This is a genomic window from Streptomyces sp. NPDC007162, assembly GCF_040634175.1.
In the GTDB taxonomy this organism is placed as follows: Bacteria; Actinomycetota; Actinomycetes; order Streptomycetales; family Streptomycetaceae; genus Streptomyces.
In genome coordinates this window covers 1-6,889 of sequence record NZ_JBEYFC010000478.1, presented here as the reverse complement: position 1 = coordinate 6,889, position 6,889 = coordinate 1, and the positions used below count along the sequence as shown (strand labels likewise).

Annotated in this window: 5 protein-coding genes; 2 read left to right on the top strand and 3 right to left on the bottom strand. The window is 71.4% G+C overall.

The features are described from left to right. A partial coding sequence (locus tag ABZ646_RS36615; protein WP_360528970.1) for a diacylglycerol kinase family protein occupies positions 1-1,141 on the top strand: 1,141 nt, incomplete at its 5' end. Positions 1,142-1,164: 23 nt separating this feature from the next. Here ABZ646_RS36615 and ABZ646_RS36610 read toward each other — a convergent pair. From ABZ646_RS36610 to ABZ646_RS36600, 3 genes are all read right to left on the bottom strand, one after another. Then, positions 1,165-3,894 carry an HAD-IC family P-type ATPase gene (locus ABZ646_RS36610; protein WP_360528967.1) on the bottom strand — a complete coding sequence of 910 codons (2,730 nt, stop codon included), beginning with the start codon at positions 3,892-3,894 and terminating at the stop codon, positions 1,165-1,167. 40 nt (positions 3,895-3,934) lie between these two features. Next, positions 3,935-4,861: a polyphosphate kinase 2 family protein gene (locus tag ABZ646_RS36605; protein WP_360528964.1), complete on the bottom strand. Its 927-nt coding sequence runs from the start codon at positions 4,859-4,861 to the stop codon at positions 3,935-3,937. 152 nt (positions 4,862-5,013) lie between these two features. Continuing rightward, positions 5,014-5,253: a DUF6400 family protein gene (locus ABZ646_RS36600; RefSeq protein ID WP_360528961.1), complete on the bottom strand. Its 240-nt coding sequence runs from the start codon at positions 5,251-5,253 to the stop codon at positions 5,014-5,016. 189 nt (positions 5,254-5,442) lie between these two features. Between ABZ646_RS36600 and ABZ646_RS36595 the strand changes: the two genes are divergently transcribed. Continuing rightward, positions 5,443-6,648, top strand: coding sequence for a cytochrome P450 (locus ABZ646_RS36595; protein WP_360528958.1), 1,206 nt, complete (start codon positions 5,443-5,445; stop codon positions 6,646-6,648). Positions 6,649-6,889: the final 241 nt, after the last annotated feature.

Sequence of the window (6,889 nt, the reverse complement as noted above, 5' to 3'; positions counted from 1 at the left end):
GCCGGGCGACGGGAGAGGTCGAGAAGTCGCCGCTGTCGGCGCCGCCGCCGAGCGCGCCCTTCTTCTTCCTGCCTGGGTGGTCATGAACCCGCGCTCCGGCGGGGGCAAGGTGGCGCGCTTCGGGCTCGCCGAGAAGGCGAGGGCGGCGGGTGCCCGGGTGGTCCTGCTGGATCCGGCGCACCACCAGGACGTGGCGGAGCTGGCCCGGCGGGCGCTGGCGGAGGGGGCCGACCTGCTGGCGGTGGCCGGCGGGGACGGCACCCAGGCGCTGGTCGCCGAGGTCGCGGCCCGGCACGACGTGCCGTTCGTGGTGATCCCGGCCGGCACCCGCAACCACTTCGCCCTCGACCTCGGTCTCGACCGCGACGACCCCGCGGCCGCGCTGGAGGCGTTCACCGACGCCCTGGAGCTCCGTGTGGACCTCGGGTACGCCGCAGGACGGGTGTTCGTCAACAACGCGTCCTTCGGCACGTACGCGGCCGTCGTCGGCGACCCCGGCTACCGGGACGCGAAACTGCGCACCGTCCTGCAGATGCTGCCCGCCCTGCTCACCGGTCCCGACGCGCCGCGCCTGAGAATGCGCGCCGGGCGTCGGCGCGCCGGAGGGCTGCAGGCCGTGCTCGTCAGCAACAACCCCTACCGGCGCCTGGCCGACCCGGCCCGCCCCGGGTTGCGGGAGAGCCTGGACTCCGGGCGGCTGGGCGTGCTCGGTGTGTGCGTCGACAGCTCCGCCGGGGCGGCCCGCCTGCTGGCCGGCGGCCGCCGGTCACCTGCCGTGACCCGGCTGACCACCCGCAAGGTCGTCGTCGACACGGACACCGACGCGAGCCCGGGACCGGATCCGGGCACGGGCACCGACGCGGGTCCCGGGTCAGGTTCCGGCGCGGACGGCGGCGCGGACGCCTTCACGGGCACCGGCGCGCTTGGGCGGGGTGGCACCGTCCCGGCCGGGATCGACGGGGAGTCCGTCGTGCTGCCCGCGCCGGTGGTCTGCCGGATCTTCCCCGGGGCGCTGCGGGTCCGCGTGCCCCGGCACCGGCCGGGTGCCCCGCCGAACCGGCCCCCGGCCGACTGGCGGCGGGTGCTGCGGCTGGCGCTCACCCCTCGGCGTCGGCGCACCGGCAGCCGTTCCCGAGGATGAGCCGCGGGAACGGTGGGGCGCTGTCAGGTCCCCGCGACCGGCCGGCCGTTCCAGCGGGCGAGGAACTTGCCGAGCTCCCACAGCGCCAGCAGCGCCACGGCCGGGACGAGCGTCCAGGCGAACTGGGCCAGGTTCAGCTCGGTCGTCCCCAGCAGCCGGCGGAAGGCGTCCGTCTGGGTGACCAGGACCGCGAGGACGAACTCGATCAGCATCGCCCGGTTCATCTGCTTGCTGTCGAAGCTGGCGGTGGTGAGGACGGTGGCCCGCTCGCTGCGGCACTGAAGCGCGGCCACGATCAGGCACAGCGCGAAGGACGTGAACGCCATCGACTGGCCGACCGCGACACTGCCGTAGCGGGACCTGCCGAGTTCGATCAGGCAGAGCAGCCCGACGGTGATCGTCAGTCCGGACAGGCCGACGGTGAGCATCACGCCCCGGGACAGCACGTGCGCGCCGCGCGAGCGCGGCCTGCGGGCCATCAGGCCGGGGCTCTGCCGGTCGAAGCCGAGCGCGAAGCCGAAGGCCGCGTTGACGAAGAAGTGGATCCACAGCACCTGTGCCGGGGGGAACGGTTCCCCGGCGGCGATGTCGAACAGCGTCGCGCCGAGGAACGTCAGGACGAACACCACCAGCAGGACGAGCACGAACCGGATGTACTTGGTGAGGTTGTCGTAGATCTTGCGGCCCTGCTCGACGGCGTAGACGATCGTGGCGAAGTTGTCGTCGGAGAGCACCATCCGGCCCGCGTTCTTGGCGACCTCCGTACCGGAGCCCATGGCGATGCCGACGTCGGCGGCCTTGATCGCGGGGGCGTCGTTGACGCCGTCGCCGGTCATGGCCACCACGTCGCCCTTCTTCTTCAGGGTGTCGGCGAGCAGCACCTTGTGCTCGGGTGCCACCCGGCCGACGACACCGATGCCGTCGATCCGCGCGAGACGTTCGCTTTCGGAAAGTGCCGCGAAGTCGGCGCCGAGCACGGCCTCGCCCTCGATGCCGAGCTGCCGGGCGATGGCGGCGCCCGTGACGACGTCGTCGCCGGTGACCATGCGGACCCTGATGTGCGCGGCCTGCGCGTCGGCGACGGCGGCCCTCGACTCGGCGCGCGGCGGGTCGACCATCCCGACCAGGCTGGTCATCTGCAGGTCGGTGACATGGCCGAGGAGGTCGCCGGCCGGGTCGAAGTCGGCCGGGTCCAGGTCGCGGCGGGCGGCGGCCATCACCCGGAGGCCCTCGCCGCCCATCCGCTCGACGTGCTCCTGCGCCCGTCGCCGCAGGGCGTCGTCCCAGGGGACGGACCTGCCCTCGCGCAGTGCGGTGGCCGCGCGGGCCATCACGGCGGGCGCCGCGCCCTTCACGAAACAGCGGACCACGGGACGGCCCGTCTCGTCGGTGGCCCGGTTGAAGGTGGCCATCAGCTTGTAGGCGGGGTCGAAGGGCAGCACGGCCAGCCGCGGCAGCCGCTCCCGGGTGGCGTCGACGTCCAGGCCCGCCTTGTGGCCGAGGACCAGCAGGGCACCCTCGGTGGGGTCGCCGACCACTTTGCCGTCCACCAGGCGGGCGTCGTTGGCGACCAGGTAGGGCAGGATCGCGTCCGTCATGTCGGAGGCGCCGCCGACCGGGTGCCGGATCCTGCCCTCGAGGCCGTAACCGGTGCCGGAGACGGTGTAGCGGTCGCCGGGGTCGATGACCTCGACCGCGGTCATCTGGTTCATGGTGAGCGTGCCGGTCTTGTCCGAGTTGATCGCCGAGGTGAACCCCAGCGCCTCCACCGACGGCAGGTCCTTGACGATCGCCCGCCGCCGGGACAGGTCGATCGCGCCGATGGACAGGATCGTCTGGGACACGGTCGGCAGCGCCTCCGGGATGGCGGCGATCGCCAGCGACACGGCGCTGACGAACAGCGCGTCCCACGCCGTGCCGCGGCCGCGGCCGAGCACGAACATCAGGATCATCGTCACCCCGGCCGTCGCCGTGATCCACAGGGTGAGCCGGTTCATCTCCCTGGTCAGCGGCGAGGCCTCCCGGCGGGTGCGCGACAGCATGCCGGAGATACGGCCGAGTTCGGTGTCCACGCCGGTGGCGGTGACCACCATGGTGCCGCTGCCGTGGGTGACGGGGGTGTTCATGAACGCCATGTTGTGGCGTTCGCCGGGCGGCAGTCCGGTTCCGGTGAGCACCCCCGGCTCCTTGGCGGCCGGGACGCTCTCGCCGGTCAGTGCCGACTCGTCGATCCCCAGGGCGTTCGCGGTGACGACACGGCCGTCCGCGGGCACCTCGTCGCCCGCCGCGAGCAGCACCACGTCGCCGGGGACGACCTCCTCGGCGGGCACCTTCGACTCGGTGCCGTCCCTGCGCACCCGCGCGGTCGCCTTCATCATCGACTTCAGCGCGTTCATGGCGCTGTCGGCCTTGCCCTCCTGGCGCATCCCGACGACCGCGTTGACGACGGTCAGGACGAGCAGCAGGACCCCGGTGCTCCACTCCCTGATGACGAGCGAGACGACGGCGGCACCCAGCAGGACCAGTTGCATGTAGCTGCGGTACTGGGCGAGGTAGCGGCGCCGGCCCGGCAGCGGCTTCTCCTCGGGCAGTGCGTTGGGGCCGTGCGTACGGAGCAGTTCCGCGGCGCGTGCGGTGGTCAGCCCGGCGGCCGGATCCACCTCGAACGCCGCGGCCACCTCCGCAGGCGGGCGCGCGTACCACGGCCGGCCGCCCGTCTCCCGGTCCTGCGACGTGTCTGTCTGCGCGGTCATGAAGGTGCCTCCGTCCCGGGCCGGTCGTCACTCTCCTTCGTCACCGGTGCTTCTTCTCCGCCTTCAGTTCCCGCCTGGCCTCGGCCAGTTCACGCAGGGTCGCGCCGCTGACGTGCGGGTACCGGGGGTCGATGCCGATGAGCGTGTGCGCGAGGACGGCGGCCGCGCACACCCGGGCGAACCACTTGTGGTCGGCGGGGACGACGTACCAGGGCGCCCATGGCGTGCTGGTTTCGGACAGCATCTGGGAGAAGGCCTGCTGGTAGTCGTCCCACCGGGCCCGTTCGCGTATGTCGGCCGACGAGAACTTCCAGTTCCGCTCGGGAACGTCGATGCGTTCGAGGAAACGGGAGCGCTGTTCTTCCTTCGACAGGTTCAGAAACAGTTTTACGATCCTGAATCCGTTGTCGCTCAGATAACGTTCCCAGTCGTTGATCTCCCGGTAGCGCCGTTCCCACACGTCAGGTCCGCGGGCCGCGTCGGGCAGCTTCTGCCGGAGCAGGTTCTCCGGATGGACCCGGACGACGAGCACTTCCTCGTAGTGCGAGCGGTTGAAGATGCCGATCTCTCCGCGCCGGGGCAGTTCGCGGGTGTAGCGCCACAGGAAGTCGTGGTCGAGTTCCTCGTTCGAGGGCACCTTGAAGCTGGACACGCGCACGCCCTGCGGGTTCACTCCGCTCATCACGTGGCGGATCGTGCCGTCCTTGCCGCCGGCGTCCAGCGCCTGGAGGCACAGCAGCACTCCGTAGGTGTCCTGGGCGGCCAGCCGTCGCTGGTAGTCGGCGAGCAGTTCGACGCCGATGCGCAGCAGTTCGACGCCGTCCTTCTTCTTGCTGATGCCCGCCTTGTAGCCGGGGTCGAAGTCCTTGGCCAGCCGTACCTTGGTCCCGGGCTCGACCCGCAGCGGCTCGATGAACTCGGCTATGCGCTCGGCTCTCCCGTCGCGCTCGACCTTGTCGTCGCCCATCGCCCGTCCGTCCCTTCGTCCGCCCGGCCCCACCGCCCGCTTCCCAGCAGCATCCGGCCCGGTCAGGCAGGTCGCCTCACCCCTGACGGGTGGTTTCGGCGCCGGTCACCCGTCGCGGACGCAAACACCGCACCGGTAGGACTCGGGGAGGGTCAGGCGCGCCGGGGCAGCACTCCGGCCTCGACCAGCGAGTCGTACAGCCGCTGCTGCTCCTCGTCGAGCCCGGAGTACAGCAGGTCGTACGCCTCCTCCTCGCCCCGCATGACCTCGACGGGGTCCCACTCGGCGCCGAGCGCGTTCATGACATGGGCCCGCCGGGTCATCTCGTGCCCGGTGAGATCGACGGAGAACTCGACCGGCTCGGCAGGAAGGGAGGAATCTTTGTCGGACATATGACCGAATTTAGGGAGTCCGTCCGGTCGCGACAAGACCTCGTGGGAGACATCACAGCGACTCCGTGTTAGCCCACCTGGCCGGGTGCACCTGTGCCGGTCAGCGGTCGACGCGGTCTGCCGTGCTTGCATTTCCGCGAGGGGAGGCCCACCACCGACGTCGTACCCCATCTCTGGAGGAACCGGCTGATGGCCGCGGACAACGAGACAAGCATCTGCCCGTTCGACTTCAGCGAAGCGCTCGACTTCGACCCCGCGCTCGCCGATCTGATGCAACGCCGCTCCCCCGCACGTATCCGGCTGCCCTACGGCGCGGCGGACGCCTGGCTGATCACCGGCTTCGACGCCGTCAAGCAGGTGACCACCGACCCGCGGTTCAGCAGGGCGGGCATCATCGGTCACGACTATCCCCGGATGACGCCGGAGCCCATCGTCTCGCCGGAATCGATCAACGTGATGGACCCGCCGCACAGCAGCCGCGTCCGCCACCTGGCCTCGCAGGCCTTCACCCAGCAGCAGGTCGACGGCATGCGGCACCGGATCGTCTGGCTCACGGACCGTCTCCTGGACGAGATGGAGAAGGAAGGAGCGCCGGCCGACCTGGTCCGGCACCTGTCCAACCGGCTCCCCCAGCACGCCGTCCTCGACCTTCTCGGCATCGAGAGGGAGGAATGGCCCCGGATCGAGGAGTCCGTACACCGGCTGCTCGTCGTCGGCGCGGGCACCAAGGAGGCCGCCGCGACGGCCAAGGCCGAGCTGACCGCCTACTTCGCCGAACTCGTCGCGCAGCGCCGTACCTCCCCCGGCCCCGACATCATCAGCGCGATGGCCGCGGCGCGGGAGGGCGAGGAGCAGCTCGACGACAGGGAGCTGGCGGTCATGACCCTGACGCTGGCGCTCAGCGGCCAGGACACGGCGACCTGCCAGATCAGCAACATCGTCTACCTGCTCCTGACCCGTCCCGAGCTGATGCGGCACCTCGCACGCAGGCCCGAGACCCTGACCGACGTCGTGCACGAACTGCTGCGCTGCATTCCGTTCCGCAAGGGGGTCGGAATCCCGCGGGTGGCTCTGGAGGACGTGGAACTGGACGGGGCGCGGATCAAGGCGGGCGACTTCGTGCACGTGTCGTACCTGACGGCCAACCGGGACCCGGAGCGGTATCCGGACGCGCACGAGATCGACGTGGACCGCCCCAGCGTCCCGCACATGACCTTCGGCTGGGGCGGACACCGGTGCATCGCGATGCCGCTGGCGATGGCGGAACTCGAAGTGGCCGTCGGCCGCCTCGTCGAGAGATTCCCCAGCCTGCGACTCGCGGTGCCGGCGGAGGATCTGCGCTGGGACACGGAGACGATCCGACGGTTCCCGCTGGAGCTGCCGGTGGCCTGGTAGGAGAACGAGCCCGGCCGGGAACGGCACCCCCGGCCGGGCCGGACCACTTCAGCGGACATGCCCCCGGATGACCAGCTGTCCTCTCTGCCCTCCCTGCCCTCCCTGCCCTCCCTGCCCCGCTCCGCCCCGGCCGTCCGACAGACCCCGCGGTGGGCCGCAGCGGGGTCTGCGAGGAAGAGCCCGTGGGGGGACGCCCTCGCAGCCCTTGGCGCGGATCCACTCGGCGAGGGCCTCGGCCTGG